Annotated in this window: 13 protein-coding genes; 5 read left to right on the forward strand and 8 right to left on the reverse strand. The window is 58.2% G+C overall.

The window, feature by feature from the left end:
- Nucleotides 1-7: 7 nt before the first annotated feature.
- A complete protein-coding gene (locus tag CCANI_RS02685) occupies nucleotides 8-1,786 on the reverse strand; it encodes an acetyl/propionyl/methylcrotonyl-CoA carboxylase subunit alpha (RefSeq protein ID WP_146324718.1) in 1,779 nt (592 codons plus the stop codon).
- A 225-nt stretch (nucleotides 1,787-2,011) separates the two neighbouring features.
- The gene (locus tag CCANI_RS02690) at nucleotides 2,012-2,899 is read right to left on the reverse strand and encodes a sulfurtransferase (protein ID WP_146324717.1); all 888 of its coding nucleotides are present in this window, start codon (nucleotides 2,897-2,899) and stop codon (nucleotides 2,012-2,014) included.
- A gap of 158 nt (nucleotides 2,900-3,057) precedes the next feature.
- On the opposite strand from CCANI_RS02690, the gene CCANI_RS02695 reads away from it, so the two are divergent.
- On the forward strand, nucleotides 3,058-4,119 hold the full coding sequence (locus CCANI_RS02695) for a Cj0069 family protein (RefSeq protein WP_146324716.1): 1,062 nt from the start codon (nucleotides 3,058-3,060) through the stop codon (nucleotides 4,117-4,119).
- Between the two features lie 1,079 nt (nucleotides 4,120-5,198).
- On the opposite strand, the gene CCANI_RS02700 is transcribed toward CCANI_RS02695, so the two are convergent.
- The 6 genes from CCANI_RS02700 to CCANI_RS02725 form a co-directional block, all read right to left on the reverse strand.
- The gene (locus CCANI_RS02700) at nucleotides 5,199-5,948 is read right to left on the reverse strand and encodes a DUF6891 domain-containing protein (protein WP_186750296.1); all 750 of its coding nucleotides are present in this window, start codon (nucleotides 5,946-5,948) and stop codon (nucleotides 5,199-5,201) included.
- Between the two features lie 17 nt (nucleotides 5,949-5,965).
- Nucleotides 5,966-6,343: a DUF3151 domain-containing protein gene (locus tag CCANI_RS02705; protein ID WP_146324714.1), complete on the reverse strand. Its 378-nt coding sequence runs from the start codon at nucleotides 6,341-6,343 to the stop codon at nucleotides 5,966-5,968.
- Nucleotides 6,340-6,978, reverse strand: coding sequence for a peptidylprolyl isomerase (locus CCANI_RS02710; RefSeq protein ID WP_146324713.1), 639 nt, complete (start codon nucleotides 6,976-6,978; stop codon nucleotides 6,340-6,342). The genes CCANI_RS02705 and CCANI_RS02710 overlap by 4 nt, the downstream gene beginning before the upstream one ends.
- Before the next feature lie 10 nt (nucleotides 6,979-6,988).
- Nucleotides 6,989-7,588: a Maf family protein gene (locus CCANI_RS02715; RefSeq protein WP_146324712.1), complete on the reverse strand. Its 600-nt coding sequence runs from the start codon at nucleotides 7,586-7,588 to the stop codon at nucleotides 6,989-6,991.
- 37 nt (nucleotides 7,589-7,625) lie between these two features.
- Nucleotides 7,626-9,053: a VWA domain-containing protein gene (locus tag CCANI_RS02720; RefSeq protein WP_186750294.1), complete on the reverse strand. Its 1,428-nt coding sequence runs from the start codon at nucleotides 9,051-9,053 to the stop codon at nucleotides 7,626-7,628.
- Nucleotides 9,054-9,169: 116 nt separating this feature from the next.
- Nucleotides 9,170-10,060, reverse strand: coding sequence for an NAD-dependent epimerase/dehydratase family protein (locus CCANI_RS02725; RefSeq protein ID WP_146324710.1), 891 nt, complete (start codon nucleotides 10,058-10,060; stop codon nucleotides 9,170-9,172).
- Nucleotides 10,061-10,214: 154 nt separating this feature from the next.
- Between CCANI_RS02725 and CCANI_RS02730 the strand changes: the two genes are divergently transcribed.
- The 4 genes from CCANI_RS02730 to CCANI_RS02745 all read left to right on the forward strand — a co-directional run bounded on the left by CCANI_RS02730 (nucleotide 10,215) and on the right by CCANI_RS02745 (nucleotide 16,850).
- A complete protein-coding gene (locus tag CCANI_RS02730; protein WP_186750292.1) occupies nucleotides 10,215-10,898 on the forward strand; it encodes a TetR/AcrR family transcriptional regulator in 684 nt (227 codons plus the stop codon).
- A 432-nt stretch (nucleotides 10,899-11,330) separates the two neighbouring features.
- Nucleotides 11,331-11,897, forward strand: coding sequence for a hypothetical protein (locus CCANI_RS02735; RefSeq protein WP_146324708.1), 567 nt, complete (start codon nucleotides 11,331-11,333; stop codon nucleotides 11,895-11,897).
- 254 nt (nucleotides 11,898-12,151) lie between these two features.
- A complete protein-coding gene (locus CCANI_RS02740) occupies nucleotides 12,152-12,877 on the forward strand; it encodes an MTB12 C-terminal domain-containing protein (RefSeq protein WP_146324707.1) in 726 nt (241 codons plus the stop codon).
- Nucleotides 12,878-13,424: 547 nt separating this feature from the next.
- Nucleotides 13,425-16,850 carry a DUF5979 domain-containing protein gene (locus CCANI_RS02745; protein WP_290211533.1) on the forward strand — a complete coding sequence of 1,142 codons (3,426 nt, stop codon included), beginning with the start codon at nucleotides 13,425-13,427 and terminating at the stop codon, nucleotides 16,848-16,850.
- Nucleotides 16,851-17,127 lie beyond the last annotated feature (277 nt).

The raw sequence follows: 17,127 nt of genomic DNA on the forward strand, positions 1-17,127 counted from the left end.
TGAAGTATTACTTCAATTCCATGAGCACGGCGCCCTTGGTCACGCCCTCACCGGCGGCGCAAGCCAGACCGGTAACCACGCCATCCTTGTGAGCCTTGACCGGGTTCTCCATCTTCATGGCCTCGAGAACAACCACGGTGTCGCCCTCCGCGACCTCCTGACCTTCCTCAACATTGACCTTGATCACGGTACCCTGCATCGGAGCGGCCACGGCGTCGCCGGAAACGGCCTTCTTGCCGGCGCTGCCACGACGCTTCTTGGCCTTCTTCTTTGCGGCACCATTGCCGCCGCCCAGTGCGAGGTCGCCCGGGAGTGCAACCTCGACCCGACGGCCGTCGATCTCCACGATGACCTTTTGTGCCGGCGTTGCTTCTTCCTCTTCCTCGCCCTCGGCGGGGTCGACGTAAGCCGGGATCGGGTTCTCCCACGCCTCTTCGATCCACTTGGTGTACACGTCGAACTTGGTGCCGTCGCCGATAAAGGCGGGGTTGTCAACGATGTGGCGGTGGAACGGGATGACGGTGGGCATGCCTTCGACAACATATTCGTCGAGGGCGCGGCGGGCGCGCTGCAGGGCCTCGTCGCGGTTCTCTCCGTACACGATCAGCTTGGCAAGCATCGAGTCGAACTGACCGCCGATTACCGAGCCTTCCACGATGCCGGAATCCATGCGGATACCGGGGCCGGCCGGCTCCGCGTACTTGGTGATCTTGCCGGGGGCGGGCATGAAGTTGGTGCCCGCATCCTCACCATTGATACGGAACTCGATGGCGTGGCCGCGCGGCGACGGATCTTCCTTGATGTGCAATTCGCGGCCTTCGGCGATGCGGAACTGCTCGCGCACCAAGTCGAGGCCGGTCGTGGCCTCGGTCACGGGGTGCTCCACCTGCAGACGGGTGTTCACCTCGAGGAAGGAGATCAGGCCGTCGGAACCGACCAAGTATTCGACGGTGCCAGCGCCGTAGTAGTGGGCTTCCTTACAGATCGCCTTGGCGGATTCGTGCAGCCGCTTGCGCTGATCATCGGTCAGGAACGGGGCGGGGGCTTCCTCGACCAGCTTCTGGAAACGACGCTGCAAGGAGCAGTCACGAGTACCGGCAACCACAACATTGCCGTGCTGGTCGGCCAGCACCTGGCACTCCACGTGGCGGGCCTTGTCCAGGTAGCGCTCCACGAAGCACTCGCCACGGCCGAAGGCGGCAAGGGCTTCGCGAGTTGCGGACTCGTAAAGATCCTTGACCTCTTCCATCTTGTAGGCAACCTTCATGCCGCGGCCGCCGCCACCGAAGGCAGCCTTAATGGCGATGGGAAGGCCATGCTCCTTGGCAAACTCCACAACCTCATCGGCATCCTTCACCGGCTCCTTGGTGCCGGGGGCCATGGGGGCATTTGCCTTCAAAGCGATGTGGCGTGCGGTGACTTTGTCACCAAGATCACGAATGGACTGCGGCGACGGGCCAATCCAAATAAGGCCCGCGTTAATCACGGCTTCAGCAAAGTCTCCGTTTTCCGAAAGGAAGCCATAACCGGGGTGGATGGCATCCGCACCGGACTTCTTGGCAGCATCGAGAATCTTGTCAAACACCAGGTACGATTCTGCGGAGTTCTGACCGCCGAGGGCAAAAGCCTCATCTGCCATGGTGACGAAAGGTGCATCTGCGTCCGGTTCTGCGTAGACAGCAACACTTGCAATGCCCGCATCACGAGCGGCGCGGATAACGCGAATGGCGATTTCGCCGCGATTGGCAACCAGTACCTTAGTGATTTTCTTGGTCTCGACTGTCACGAGAACCCCTCCTGAAGATTGTGCACCGCGACGCGACGGGCGCCGCCTCTGTAACCGAATGTGCCGCTCCTCACGTGGGGTATGAGGAGCAGTAGAACACCACTCATTCTTACACACAAACTTGTGAAACCAAGGCCGGATTGCAGCGAAAATGCACGCTAGGGGGTAGCGATAGTCCCCTGTACAGGGGTGGCTATGGCTCCGACCTGCGTGCCTGAATAATGTTTAATTCGATGATAGCGTACCGGGGGTGGGGCCGACGGCGATAGGCATCCGGACCATATTGCCCCACTCCACCCACGAACCGTCATAGTTACGGATATTCTCCCGGCCCAGCAGATACTTCAGCACAAACCATGTGTGGGCGCTCCGATCGCCCACCCGGCAGTACACGATCGAATCGTCCGCAACCTCCGCGTAGATGTCTTCCAACTCCGCGCGAGACCGGAAACGCGAATTAGGATGCACCGCCAAATTCCACGGGATGTGCATCGCCGTCGGGATATGCCCGCCCCGCATCACCCCCTCTTCGGGGTAGCCCTCCATATTGGAACGCTCACCCGTGTACTCTTCCAATGTCCGAACATCCAACAAGGGAGTAATACCAATATTTTGCTTAACCTCGGCGGCGAATGCGCGGAACGGGGCGTCGTCACGCTCAATCACCGGGTACTCGGAACGCGGGTACTCGGGCACGACGAAAGAGGTGTCGCGCTCCTCCGCCATCCAAGCATCACGGCCGCCGTTAAGCAGGCGCACATCCTCATGGCCAAAGAGTTCGAACACCCACAATGTAAACGACGCCCACCAGTTGGACTTATCGCCATAAATCACCACGGTATCGTCCCGTGAAATGCCCTTTGATCTCATGAGCTCGGCAAACGCCTCGCCCGAAATATAGTCACGGACAACCGCGTCATTGAGGTCCCTGCGCCAATCAATGCGAACCGCCCCCGGGATATGACCGATGTCATACAACAAAGTGTCTTCGTCCGACTCCACGACACGCAACCCGGGTGTGCCAAGGCGCGCGCTCAGCCACGAAGCTGAGACGAGCCGTTCCGGGTGGGCATATTCAGCGAACTGCGGATTCGGGTCAAAGGGGGCTGTCATTGAGGTTCCTCTCGTCGGTGGTGCCTAATCCAGCTTATTCCTACGGTAACCCAGTGTCGCGGCTGTGGGTGTGGCGTCGGTTACGTCACCAGCGGCAGTGTGGTCTTATGTCTTATTCTGACCTTGGTTGTCTGATCCCCCACATACAAGGAGAATTTATGCATAAGGCTATTGTCGTGTTCGAGGTTGAAGGCGGCAGCGACAAGCAATTCAATGGCCATCGCAAGGACACAATGCCGATCGTGGATGCCATCAAGGCGAAGGGTTGGCATGCGGAAGTTGTGTACTACCGTCCCGAATGGTCCGAAGCTCTGTTCGAGTACATCTCCAAGAATTTTGATGCCTACATCTCCCGTGTGAACCCAGGCAACATTCTCGGTGGTGAGAAGGGGTACTTTGATCTCCTCACTCGACTCTCCGATGAAGCTGGCCTCGTAGGCATGTCTCGCCCCGACGAGATGATGTCCTACGGCGCGAAAGATGCGCTGGTCAAGCTCGCCGATACCGATCTAGTCCCATCCGATACCTACGCTTACTACGATGTAGAGACCTTCCACAAGACGTTCCCCAGCTCCCTTTCCTACGGAGAGCGCGTGCTCAAGCAGAACCGCGGCTCCACCGGCGAAGGCATCTGGCGCGTCCAGCTGGAAGACAAGGAACTCGCAGCTTCTGTCGAAGAGGGCACTGACCTGCCGTTGGACACCAAGCTGCGCTGCACCGAGGCTGTGGATAACCACACCGAAATTCGTGAGCTCGGCGAGTTCATGGACTTCTGTGACCAGTACATCATCGGCGATAACGGCATGCTCGTGGATATGCGCTTCATGCCGCGCATCGTCGAAGGTGAGATCCGCATCCTCCTTGTGGGCCCCCACCCGGTGTTCGTTGTGCACAAGAAGCCGGCTGCCGGCGGCGATAACTTCTCCGCCACCCTGTTCTCTGGCGCAAAGTACACCTACGACTCGCCCGAAAAGTGGCAAGAGCTCGTGGACATGTTTGCTGAGGTTCGCCCAGTGATTGCAGAGAAGCTCGGAGGCGATAACATTCCGCTTATCTGGACCGCCGACTTCATGCTTGACGACGCCCCAGATGGCGGCGACACCTACGTCCTCGGCGAAATCAACTGCTCCTGTGTCGGTTTCACATCGGAACTGGACATGGGCATCCAGGAAATGGTTGCCGACGAGGCGATTTCCCGCGTGGAAAAGAAGTTCGCCTAAGGGTTTGGTTCCTTGAAGTTACACGGATAACCCCCGCTTTCGGGCGGGGGTTATTCGCTGTTGCCGGGTTGGGGGCGGTGGCAGGGCCCTGGGGGATAGGTTGTGGGCTCCGCATGAAGTTTTTTACACACGAAACGCCGATTTGGTGTAATTTTCATCATCCGGGGCGGCCTGGAGGTCCCGCCGCGATATTTTTTACACAGATTCCGGGATTTTGATGTAAAAAATATCGGTAGACAACGTTCAACTCCGGTTGTGGAAATAGGTTGCTGGCAATATACCGGCTGAACTGAGGCATTTTACATAATTCGGCCATGGTCCATTAAGGGTAGAGGGTTCCGATGGCTTAGAGGGCCTGCTGTGGAGGTTGTGTCCCATATGATAAAAGTTGATAAAATTATAGGCGGCTTATCGGTGAGTGATGTGTGGTGGGTCCAGGCCTTGGCGGGTGCTGGGCGGTCATGGTGTTGCCATCGCGTGTCGCAAAATCGCGAGAACCCTCCGGCAGTTATGGAGTTATAGCTATTGGGGCTGCCCGCTTGAAGTTAACCGGTTTGCAGCAGTGGAACTTCGGAAGCTTTCGTCTGGATGCTCTTCATTTTGGGGTGTGCCGTGGCGGATCATTGGGGAAAGTAGCATAGGGTGGCTGGTGGAAGGGCCTTGTGGGAGGTGGCAAGGCCTTGGAGGATAGGTTGTGGGCTCCGCATGAAGTTTTTTACACACGAAACGCCGATTTGGTGTAATTTTCATCATCCTGGGCCGCCCGGAGGCCCCGTCGCGATATTTTTTACACAGATTTCCGGATTTTGATGTAAAAAATATCGGTAGACAACGTTCAACTCCGGTTGTGGAAATAGGTTGCTGGCGATATACCGGCTGAACTGAGGCCTTTTACGTAATTCGCCCATAGCCCACTAAGGGTAGAGGATTTCGGGCCGTCTATCGGGCTTTATCTATTGCGCGCAACCCGAGCGATGGGGGATGCCCAGCCGGCCTCGAAGCGAAGCCGGCCAAGCGGGTACCCACCGATGCGAGATATGCCGGCTGTAAAGTGACGCCGGCCGCGGGGCGGAGCCAACCTAGGAGGGGTGTGGGGTGAGCGACTCGAGGGGGTAGTAGAGGTTGACGTTTTCGAGGAGGATTCGGGTGCGCTCGTCGCCATCCCATTTTGCGGTGACGCCGTGTTTTTCCAGGGTGGGCAGAATGGTGGAGCGGATCAGATCCGACATGTTGAGGCCTGCTGCCCTCCCGCCGGGGGCCAGTCCGAAGGCTAGCGCGCCTGCGCCACATTCGAATATGGATTCAGCATCCTGCTGGTGGAAAAACACATATGCGTTCCATTGGCTAGGATCCGCAACCTGGCCGAGGATTTCGTCGTGCCCGCAGGTCTGGCAGCAGGCGAAGTTCTCCCGCGCGATAATCCCGTTGCGCTCCAATTCGGCGAAGGCGAGGGTGATTGGCATGGGCGGGACCTGGCCAAACGTTTCCTGTTGGGCGAGGCGCTGGGCGATCAGGAATTCGGCAAGCGCCTCGGCGGCGTCCAAAGGGATGCTGTCGAGTTCGCGGGATTTTTCGGATTCGCTAAAGAAGGGGTAGTCGCAGATGTAATCGACCAAATAGTCGAAATCCGGATCCCCGCCCATCAAAAGATTGTTCCAAAGTATGTCGAGGAATTCTTGCGCTTGCGCGTCGCCGACACCTTTTGGCAGGTACTGCGGCGGGATCCGCAGCCCCGCCGGTTGGGCGTTGTAATCCACCGGCCCGGCACCATCCACCGACCCAGCACCATTCACCGGCCCGGCACCAACCACCGCTCCAGCACCTTCCACCTGGAAACCTCCGTCGCTCATTGGACGCCGTCCAGCAAGGAGGCCACGCAGGCGGGATCGCAATCGGAAAGTAGGGCGCGGCAGCGGTCGTATTCATTCTGTTCACCGATCGCCTGCGCCGCCAAGGCGAGCTGCGCAATGGATCGCAGGACGCCTTGGTTCGGCTCGTGCGACCACGGCACGGAACCGAAACCTTTCCAACCGTTGGCGCGTAGCGCGTCTAAGCCTCGGTGGTATCCGGTCCGGGCGAAGGCGTATCGGACTAGATCGTCGTTGGTGTCTTCGGCGAGGATGGCCCAGGCGAGGGGGCTTTCGGGGTGTTGCCGGGCGTCGATATGCGCGAGTTCGGCGGGGAGTAGTACGGGGGGAGGGGCTAGGAAATCTTTGCTGTTCATAGCGTTGCCTTTTCGATGTGGACGGCTTGGGCGGGGGCAGCGTCGCGGGCACCTTCGGCGGCGCCGCGTTCACCGATGCTTTGCAGGATGGGCATGCTTTCTTCGGCGACGCGTCCGACGATGGTGTAGTTCGGCGGCAGCGGCGAGTCCTTATAGGTAAAGAAGAATTGGGAGCCATTGGTGTCGGGCCCGGAATTCGCCATGGCGATGACGCCGGCGGTGTATAGGCCTTGTTCGTCGGTGCCCACGGGGTATTCGTCTTTAAAGGTGAAGCCGGGCCCGCCGGACCCGGTGGCGGTGGGGTCCCCGCATTGCAGGATAAAGATGTTTTGCGTGGTCACGCGGTGGCACAGGGTGTTATCGTAAAACCCCTGCTCGGCAAGGTGTTCGATGGTGGCGGCGGCGCAGGGCGCTTTGGAGCCGTCGAGGTTCATGGCTATTTCGCCTTGATTGGTGGCGAGTTTTACGGTGGCGTTGCCGTCGCTCGGTCCGCTTGGCAGGGAAACTTCCCGGGATGCGGATCCGGTTTCGGTAAAGTGGCACTTATTGTCGTCGGGTGTTGTTTCGCCGGGTTCATTCGTTGAACAGGCGCCGAGGAGTAGCGCAACGACGGCAAGATAAGGCACGTATTTCATATGTCATATGTTAACGGATCCAACATTCTGAAACGTTGTGCCCAAATTGATATAGGGCTTTTCTTACGAGCGGCAGGCTGAGGCCGATTACGTTGGATGGGTCGCCGTGGATGCTGTCGATAAACCACCCGCCGAGGGCTTCGAGCGTAAAGGCCCCGGCGCAGTGGAGGGGTTCGCCGGTGCGGGCGTAGGCTTCGATATCGGCGTCGCTGACCTGTCCGAATGTGACGGTGGTGGTGGCGGCTTGGAGTACGCGTTGGCTGTTGTGGGGTGCGATGATGCAATGCCCGGTGACGAGTTCGGCGGTGCGTCCGCGTTGTTGTTTCCAGCGTGCGATGGTGTTGTCGATGGTGAGGGGTTTGCCCTGGAGTTGGCCGTCGAGGTGGAGCATGGAGTCGCAGCCGATGACCACATCTGTGGGGTGCTCAGCGGCTACGGTTTCGGCTTTGGCTTGGCTGAGGGTGAGTATTTGGGTTTCGGCCGGCGCGTCGCACACGGTGGCTAATAGTGCGTCTTCGTCGAGGTCCGCGGGGTGGACAATGGGCGTTACCCCCGCCGCCTGCAGGATGGCAAGGCGGGAGGGGGAGGCTGAGGCTAGGACGATACGCATGCACCTAGCTTATCGACGCCGCGCCACCCCACCCCAGCTAGTAATCTGACGCTGATTTCAACGGAAGGATTTCTTGTTGCCCTTCCTGCCCGGGGGCCCATTGGACGGCGTAGAAGAGTTCGGGGTTGTTGGTGGGGTAGACGGCGAATTCTTTGTCCGCATTGACGCCGTATTTTTCGGGTTGGCCGAAGTAGGCGTCGGCTTCCTGGCGGTTATTGAACCGGAGTTCGCCGTCTTTGTTGAAGGGCAGCAGGTAGGAGACCTTGGTGTTCAGGGGGTCGTTATCGGTGTTTTCGGCGAAGATAAGGACGCCATTGGAGTGGTTGACGGCGTAGTAGTTGCCCATGGTGGTGGCGTTTTTGGCGTCGAGGCCGGAGGGGAGGTCTTTGAGGGTGGTGCCTACGGCGATGCCATTGGTTTCCTGGGCGGCGTTAAAGGCGTGTTGCGGCTGGCAGCGGCAGAGGGTGATGCTGGTGATTTTCTTGTCGCTGGCTATGACCTTCCAGGCGTTTTCATCGCCGACGGGGAAGAGGTATTCGGTGGTGCCGTCGTCAAGCTCGCGTTGTTCCATCGGTTCGCCCCAGGCCTCGATGGCTTTGTCTATGGAATCGCCGATGACAATGCCGTCGATGGTGGTGGGGTCGTTGGGTTCGATGGCCTGCAGGGAGCCGTCCTGGAAGATAAAGTCGCTCTTTTTAAAGGTGACGGTGCAGGTGGTTTCGTTGCAGGTCAGGTCAGGGAAATCCGGGTTGTTTTGTTGGATCTCGTCGATATTGTCGCCGAGGTTGATGCCGTCGATGCCATTGCCATTGAGGGATTTGTGGAGTTCCTCGTCCCGGAAGGCCTTGAGGCGCTGGGTGAGCTGCTGTTGGTTTTCGGCCGTCACGGAAATCCCACCGGTCGCCGCGGTGATGGCCTCCAGGTGTTGCGCGTCTTCCTTGAATGTCACGGCGTCGATACGCAATTGGGGGTGCGAATGGGTAATGGAATTGGTGAGCGCGGCGAAATCCCCGTCGCAGGTGTCCACGCCGTCGGAAAGCACGATGATGCTGGCTGCGCTGTCGGTGGGGAGCTGGTTGGCGGCCTTTTCGATCGCCTTGGCTAGTGGGGTCCAGCCGCGGGGGGTGATGCCGCCGATGGTGTTATAGGTGACGGCGGCGTTATCGATTGGCTGAAGTGTGCGAACCAGGGATACGTCCTCGCAGCTCAAGCCCTTCTCGTTGGGGCTATCCCCGACACTTTGCCCGTATGCCACAATGCCCAGCTCGGAGTCTTCGGGCAAGGACTCGATAAGGTTGCGCGCCGCCGCCTTCGCCGCGTTAATGCGCAGGCCGTCGGCGTCATTGATCAGCATGCTGGAGGAGGCGTCGAACACCAACATGGTGGGCGGATCCGACTGGAACGCGGAACATCCGGAGAGGAAAACGATCGTGGAGCACAGAAGCATGGCTGTGCGTGTGTGCATGGTCAACCCCCAGGGAAGGTTATCAACAGCAGTGGAAATGCTGCACATAGGATAGCAAGGGTACTACCCAATTGGGAGTGATCTATCCCTGGGGGTGGTGGGGTCAGGTGCCCAGCTCAGGAGGCCTTTTCGAGGGCTTGTTCGAGCGGCGTGGGGGTGAAATCGAAGGCCGCGCGGAGCTCGGAATCGCTAAGAAGGAACGGCTCGGTGAATTGATAGCGGATGGCCCTGACCTCCCGCGCCATCGGCGAAAACAGCCCGATCACCGCGAGCAGCGCGCCGGGGATCTGCCTCACTTTTGCCTGCGGGTTGATGCGGCGGGCGATCTCACGCAGGGAGGCGTCCCCGGAATTGGGGCCGATCCACGGGCGGCCCGAAAGCTCCGGGCGGGTGGCCAGGATGGCCAGGCAACGCCCAATATCCGGCAGGTAGGACCACGAATGCGGGGCATCCGGATCGCCGATAATGCTGGCGGTCTTGCCCTTGCGCACGGGGGCTAAAAACCGCGAACCGAGGTGCACATTCGGCCCGGCGTCCGGCCCGAAATAATCGCTGGCCCGCAGCTCTGTGACGCCGATGCCAGCCGCCCGGTGCGCGGCGAGCAGCAGGTCCCATAGCTCCGCGCGGGTTCGCCCCTTGGATTCGGTGGGTGCCGTCGGAGTCGCGTCGGTGATGCGCCCGGCGGGTTTGCCATAGGAATACAAATTGCTCATCAGTACGATGCGCGCGCCGGAGGCCTTGGCTGCCGAGATTGCGGACCGGATAATTGGGGGCCACTCAACTGGCCAGCGGTGATACGGCGGGCTGGTGCAAATGATCATCGCGTCCATGCCCTGCGCCGCGCTGGTCAGGGCTGGGGTGTCGGCGGCATCGATGGTCAGCGCGGTGGTGCCGGGCACGCGGGTGCCGGAACGGGTGCCCACCGAGACCTCATGGCCAAGGTCGAGGAGGGCCGCCGCTGCGGCGCGACCAATAGGGCCGGCGCCGAGGACCAGGAAAGCGGACATGGGATGTGCCTTTGTGGTTGGTGGGTTGGTGGGGTGGGGTGCGAGTTGGTGGGACTGGTGGATGTGTGAACGGTGTTCTCGTTTTTGATGGTAGCTTGCCGGTGGCGGGAAATCAAGAACAATGTTCTCGATTTGGGTTTGCGATAATGGCGGCATGATGTCTGAGAAGCTTGAACGCCGCGGTGGTGTTCGTCGGGAGGCTGCTGGTCGGGAAGGCGGGGTGCGCGCCAAAAATCGCGAGGCCACCGAGCGGGCGATCCTGCGCGCCGCCGAGCGTCACCTTGCCGAACGCGGCGCGGCTGCGCTCAGCCTGCGGCAGGTTGCGCGGGATGTGGGAATGGTGCCTTCCGCGATCTACCGATATTTCAATGGCATCGACGAGCTATACACCGCGCTGATCGTGCGTGCATTCGAGGACCAGAGCGCCTATGTGCGGGCCGCGGTGGAGGGGCTAAAAACGCCCACTACCTGGGAGGAACGAGCCGAAAACATCATGGTGCTGGCGCGGGCGGTGCGCGGGTGGGCGAAAGCGAATCCGCACTTCTATTCGCTGGTATACGGCTCCCCAGTGCCCGGATATCAGGCGCCGGAGGCAACCATCGCGCCGGCTGCCGAGGTAGGGCAGATCGCCCTCGGTTGGTTGGAACGCCCCGTGGCGGCTACCTCGGGAGAAATCCCCGAGCCGGTCGCCGCGTTCTGGGCCGCCATGTACGGCATGATCAGCTTCGAACTCTTTGGGCACTTCGTGGGCGTGTTGGAAGATGTCGATGGGTTCTACGAACGCGGCGTGCGCAACGCTCTGGCGGCGCTGAGGCGGGAGCTAGATGCGCTCAAATAGGCGTGAAATGCCCCCACATGGGGGCGTGAGCAAGCTTGGAATCAGATGAGAATAAAATCCTAGTAGATCTATGTTTTTGGGGTGGATTGCGGGTGCTTTCGGTCAACTTTCGGAGGGATAAACCGGTATGCTTGTTGGCTCGATCTTTTCTGGAAACGGGTGTGGTGGGTGGAATCGTGGCAGCTCGTTGCCCGGTGTTGCGGAGGGGTGCGGAACGGCGAAGGGCGGATCGAGTTGTGGCGATATGCCGTGGGGGTTCTGCGAGGACGGATTAGGTGACTCTTACTCCTTGCTCAGGAAACTGTGAGCTACGCCGCGTTATTTATAACTGGTAACTATCGGTAGCAGTAATGCATCTAATGGACGTAGCGATTTTACAAGTGAAAGACAGATTTCCTCGAGTCCCTTCAAGAGCAGAAACGAGGCCTTCCGATGTCACAGCAATATCAGACCAGCACCAGAGGCAAAGGCGCCTTCTGGGCGGTAGCTATAGTCATTTTCGCCGTTGTCGCGATCGCCTGCATGTATTTCTTCTGGAGCAGTGGAACCGAAAACACCAACGCCGGAGGTAATGCAAAGTCCGTGGCCAATGTGACGGCCACGGCAGACACCGCCCAGCAAGCCACAAACCCTAGCAACAACCTAGCCGTCCAAACGGGCGAGACCGTAGGGACCTTCGATCCCAACAATCCGCCACCCGCAGTAGTGCCGAGCTTCCTGCCTCCCACCGCGCGGTTAATCAATGAGAAACCCGTGCAGGTGTTCCCCGATTCGTGGAAGTACAGCCGCTACTATGCTGGCAATGACAACACCAGCAGCGGTTTTACCCAGGAAGTGTACAACTACTTCTTGGCCAACCTGGATGATTTCGACGATGGTTTCGTGGTATTCAAGGCGCCCTCGCCAGCAACCGGCTACAACTATGAAATGAGGTGTGTGGATCAAGGCACCCACGTGACGTGCACCGGCGGGTACAACGCTGTGGTGTACATCGTGTAGTGGGCCAGCTGGATAAAGCCCCCAGAGCGAGATTGCGCGCCCGACTGGATTTCTCCGGCGGGCGCGCTTGCACGTTTATTGCTGGGCGCTGATACTTTGCCTAGGTGGCTGGTGGGAGATCTCTCGGCGGGGGAGTGGCGGCAGGGGGCTAGTGAAGCGAATGTATAAGCGAATGCTTGCTTGAGGGGTGGTAGTTGTATCGTATGAATTTAGGCTAGACTAACCTAAAAAACTACGCTGATCTGTGGGGAATCATGTCAAAAAAAGAAATCGCAGACACCGAAATCATGCACTTTGACCTCGCCGTTCCTGACGACGTAGGTGTGCAAGAAGAAGCGGAAGCGACTGCTGTGACACGAAAACGGCGGGCCCGTTTTCTACGCCGCCGTAGCAGGAAAGAACATGCTTATCCGAAAGATCGAACTATCGCATGGCCGGTGGTAATCGCCGCAACTGGGGCGATGGCCTTAGCCTCGGCGCTCGTGGTCATGATGGGGGCTTTTAGCATGCTTAATTACGGGGTGACTATCGCAATGGTTGGATTGCCAGAAAACGCGCAGCAGGCCACGCGCATTGGCTCGACACCGGCAGCGGGGGAGAAAAAACAGCGCTCAAGTGACGCACCTACAGCTGTGGAGGTGCAAGAAATCCTTCAATCGATGCTTGATCCTAAAGCTAAAGACCATGCGGTGGCGGTGGGACTTGAGGGAGGTGAAGCCGCAGTGCCTACCGTGCGTGAAGTGGGCAAAGTATTAGATAAATACAATTTGGTGTACAAGTGGCGGGTCACCGAAGGTTCGGTTGCGGTCAGTGGGGAAACGATGAATGCAACGCTGACGCTCACCTTGGTGGGGATGGGCAGCAAAGAACAGCCGGTGAGTTTTATCCGAGAGCACGGGCAGTGGAAACTCAGCAACGCCAGCGTGTGTGAGCTTGCCGAAATGGCACAAACAACCTGCGCCGTAAGCACCGCAAAGTAATAAGCGGGCAGGTGGTTTGTCGGAGTCGCCCGATAGAAACCAGCATGCAAGCAATGCGCGCAGCTGTGTACGCACTGAAAGTTAAATAGAGCAAGTTTGTGGGCGGAATGCTGCTGATCGGGGGTGAATCGGGGGTGGGGGTGGGAAAATGCGTATTTGTAGGGAAAACGCATTACTTATGGGATTGTTTTGAGAAATGCGTGGTGGTTCCACGGTTTTACAAAAAGGCAAACGTTTCGATTTCGCCTTTGATCAATTTTGCCTAAAGGTAGCATTTATACAGGGAAAACGGGGTGGGGAGTGGCAACAAAAAAGGCGTGTGCCATATGCGTTGTGTAAGTAAAGTCTGTGATGCATATAAATGCACTGAAAACGCTTTTCATTCTTTTGTCGTATTGAACTTAGTCGCCAATAAGCTTTATGGGATGGTTTCTTGGCGAGGAAAGGGAAACTCATGCATCACACGTTTTGGAATCAGGGGGGTGAATCGCGCTTGGCCGCCATCATGCGACGGCCAGCAACCATAATGGCCGCCCTAATGGCGGTAATGGTGGTTGTTTTATCTATGCTGACGGCCACGCCAATCGCACTCGCGGAACCGGAATCCGCAGCCCCCAACACCACCACCGCTACGGCTCCCGCAGCGGGTGAAACAACCGCGGATGGGGACAATGCCGACGGTGGAAATGCAACACCTTCACCGACCAACACTCCCGCACCTACCCCCGACACTGCGCCGATTTTCATCAAGAAAGCTATCTCTGGTGAGCGTCCCGCAGGGCTGAATGATAATACTGAATTTACGGTAGAGTATCAGTGCGACAAAGATAGCGCCGATGGCACGGTGGGAGCGAATAAGCGGACTGAGGTGAAACTCAAGGCATCGGGTTTTCCTGTCACTGGACCGAATTTCCCGGTGGGTACGAAGTGTAAGGTTGTTACGGAATTCCTAGAGGCACCGACGTTTACGGACTATACATTTACCCCTCGGTTCGGTGAAGAAATCACTGTTTCCAAGGATGAGGCGTCAAGCACGATCGTGGTGACCAACACCTTCTACTACCATGGGCCGACCGGCAGCCTACTGATTAAAAAAGATGTTCAAGGCCTCCATGACTTGAGTTTAATCGGCGACGTAATTGAGGGCGGCTATGTTTGCGTACCTGCTGGTCAGTCGCCGGAGCTCGCGACGTGGCGATCCGTTGACGTACCCACTAGCGGAGCTGTCAAAGAGATTACGGGCATACCTGTTGGGCACGACTGCCATGTAGTGGAATACGCTATCCCAACCCCGAATGGTTACTCCATCCCGGATGGATACACTCTTAAAACGGCTTATTCACCTGCAGGTGCTGCTGGCGGTAAGGTGACGATCAAGGAAGGTCAGGGCGACAATGGTAGTAATCTTGTAACGATTACAAATACGTATGAGCCTGAGGCCTCAGCGCCTCAGCCGGTTTTTGTGAAAAAGGTTGTCACTGGTGAGTATCCTGCGGGCTTGAATGATGATACTGAGTTTACGGTGCAGTATCGGTGCGATAGGGACAGCGCGGACGGGACGGTCACGGCGAATACGCCAGCTGAGGTGAAGCTGAAGGCCAAGGGGGATCCGGTGGCGGGGCCGGAATTCCCGACTGGCACGAAGTGCAAGGTTGTTGCCGAAAAACCAGACGAACCAAAGTTTGAAGGCTATAGCTTTACCCCTGAGCTTGGTGGCGAGATCACCGTTGCTGATGATGCTGCAGCAAGAACGATGGTGGTGACCAACATCTTCACCAAGAACGAAGCAGGGGATGAGGCGAAGTTGTCTGTGGCGAAGGCTGTCTCGGGTGATGCTGGCGCTGAGGCAGAGGGTAAGGAGTTCAGCTTCGAGTATGTCTGTGGCCGTGAGACCGGCGTGTTGAAGATTACAGGCAATGGGGTTGCCGAGACCGAAACAACGTTTCCTGCTGGTACCGAGTGCACCGTTACCGAGCTTGGGGTAGAAGAAGGCGGTACCGCCCAGATCGACAACCATGTTTTGGCGGTGACCCCTCGGGCCTCGCAGCAGGTGGTGATTGGTCAGGATGAAGGTGCGAAATTCACCAATACCTACACCGTGCGGAAAGGCACCTTCGGTGTCGCGAAGAAAGCCCATGGGGAAAACGGCAACGCCGCGGAACACGAATTCGTGTTCGACTACACCTGTGGTGCCGAAACCGGCCAGATCCGCGCCCGCGGCAACGGCCTGGTGATCGAGGCCCCGGTTAAGCTTCCTGTGGGCACGGAATGCACCGTGACCGAACGCAAGGAAGCTGTTGACATCAACGGCTACGAGTTCCTTACGCCGGATGATCAGCTGACCAAAACCGTCATGGTGCGTGATGATGAAACCTCTGTTGCTGAGTTTGTCAACACCTACAAACGCCAGACCAACAAGTTCAAGGTGGAAAAAACCGTGAAAGTCATCGGTGATGCGGTGGCACCCGACACCTTCGATTTCGACTACATGTGCGTGCTGGGCGAGGACACCATCACCGGCGAAATCCTTGATGTGCCGGCTAATGGTTCCGGCGAATCAGCAGAAATCCCCACCAACTACGTCTGTACGGTCACCGAACGCGACGCCAAGGTTGCTGGCACCACACTAGTCACCGAAATCGGCGACAGTGTAACCATCCCTGCCAACGCAAGCGAGGCGACCCCGCTGCCGGTGATCAAGGTAGATAACATCTACACCACTGTTGGGGAATTCACCATCACCAAGAAGCTGGTTGATCCCGATGGTATCGCCGCTGGCAAAACCTTCGACTTCAAATATGTGTGCACCCCACCTGCAGACCAGGCTGGGCAACCCGCCATTGAGGGTGTGCTCACCGTCGCCGCTGGGGCAAGCGCTACCTCACCGACCATTCCCACCGGCTACAACTGCGAGATCAAAGAAGTCGGCGCGGAGATCGTGGATTCCAACCTGGTTACCACCGGATTGGACACCACCCTGGTAGTAGCCCACGGCGAAACCACCATGGAAGTCACCAACACCTACTCCCAATGGAAAGGCACCCTGGAAGTCTCAAAAGGCGTCCTCGGTATCAAGGCGGATTCGAAACTGCTAAAAGACCATGAATTCGAAGCCGCATTCAAGTGCGTGAAAAACGACAAGACCACCAACGAGGGCAGCATCAAGGTCAGGGCCGGGGAAACTGTGACGGTGGATAACATCGTGGCCAACTCCGTGTGTACCGTGACCGAAAAGGTTGATTCCACCAAGGTCAGCGGCCTGCGCTTCCAACCAGAGTTATCCACCACCAAGACCACCGCCGACAAAATCACCGTTGATGGTGGCTCCACCAAAGCCAAGCTGCTGAACTCCTACATCGAGTTGGGTCACTTCGCGATCACCAAAAAACTCGGCGGGTTAACCGGCGAGGCGGCCGGGAAAGACCACGAATTCCACATGATTGCAATCTGGACCGACAACGGCGTGGAAACCACCAAGGAATTCACCATCCGCGCAGGCCAGGTCTACAAAGAGTTCCCAGAGCTGCCCGTAGGCACCAAAGTCACGCTCAAGGAACGTCACCCAGGCAATGGTGTGTTCGTTCAGTGGCACACCCCTGGTTTCACCAGCGACCGTGCCGGTGCCATCGTTGATCACCATGATGGCACCGCGGAGCTGACCATCGTGGCCGATAGCCCGGCAGATAAGCCGCAGTTGGTCACCCTGACCAATACCGGCAACCCACCATGGTGGTGGGCACTGGTACCGCTAGCAATCCTCAGCAACAACGGATCCAGCACCACTACCACCGCCGGAACCAACCCCACCACCCCACACAGCACCACCCCGCAGGCACCCGCCCAAGTAAAGAGCAGCAATGCTCCGGCATCGCTGGCACGTACCGGTGCCTCCGTGCTTGGAGTGGTGGCGCTCGCAGGCCTGGCCGTTGCGGCCGGTGTCTTCCTCGTGCGCCGCGGACGTAACAACAGCTAACCAGCTCGATATTGCGTAACACGCAACCCGGTTCACCGTTTTTCGGTGCGCCGGGTTGTTTGCCACTTCATACATTGGCACCCAATTGGTCGATCCTCGGCGGGGTTTATTCACAGTCCTTGTTTGAGTGAGCAAGAACGCTGCAAAAAAATGCCCCAGGCCGAGTCGTCGGTGCGCACCATCGGTAACGGCCGCTTGGAACACACCGGAGTTCGCGCCAAACACCCATGTACGATTTGCCTCGCTGTGCAGGATCTGCCTTGCTTTCGGGCAGAAT

The sequence above is a fragment of the Corynebacterium canis genome (assembly GCF_030408595.1).
In the GTDB taxonomy this organism is placed as follows: domain Bacteria; phylum Actinomycetota; class Actinomycetes; order Mycobacteriales; family Mycobacteriaceae; genus Corynebacterium; species Corynebacterium canis.